This window comes from Rheinheimera faecalis (genome assembly GCF_021290965.1).
In the GTDB taxonomy this organism is placed as follows: Bacteria; Pseudomonadota; Gammaproteobacteria; order Enterobacterales; family Alteromonadaceae; genus Pararheinheimera; species Pararheinheimera faecalis.
In genome coordinates, this window is record NZ_JAJOYT010000037.1 from 1 (window position 1) to 624 (window position 624).

At 42.3% G+C, this 624-nt stretch carries 1 protein-coding gene; it reads right to left on the reverse strand.

Annotated features, from left to right (window positions below; all coding sequences use genetic code 11):
* Positions 1–63: 63 nt before the first annotated feature.
* Positions 64–498, reverse strand: a complete 435-nt coding sequence (gene tnpA, locus LSG34_RS20660) for an IS200/IS605 family transposase (protein WP_233011224.1) — start codon at positions 496–498, stop codon at positions 64–66.
* Positions 499–624 lie beyond the last annotated feature (126 nt).

The following is a 624-nucleotide window of genomic DNA, read 5'->3' on the forward strand; positions in this document are numbered from 1 at the left end:
AGTAAAGAATCCACCTTCTGAAGAAGGTGGCTTTGCGTGAAGCCCCTCAAAGGGGCCTTTTGTCTAGTCCAGTGCTAGTTCAGCCTGTTCCTGACGTTCCATTTTTTCTTGATGTCTTACATAGCGCCTAATTATGTCCTCGTTGATCCCTACTGAATCTACGAAATAACCACGTTGCCAGAATCGATTACCCCACATTTTGTTCTTTCTCAGATGTGGGAATTTACTGAACAATTTCAACGCTATTTTTCCCTTCAGTGCCCCCATTAGCTTCGATATTGATATCTTTGGTGGGACTTTTATTACCAGATGCACATGGTCTATCTGCACATTAAGTTCTACCACTTCACAGCCCAGCTGAGTACTGTATACCTGAATACAACGCCAGACCTCCTTCCCTACATTATCTTTCAATATCCTGAATCTGTACTTCGGTGTCCAGACTATATGGTATTGACACCGCCAGAACACATGCGATGCTTGTTGATATCTACTCATGTTTTTTACCTCTTTGACTCTGCGAAAAATCAAAGCGGCAATTAACATGAGTAGGTCTTTACAGGCAAAGCCTTTTGGATGATAACCACCTACTGAAGTAGGTGGTTTTGGGGCTGAAAATAAAAC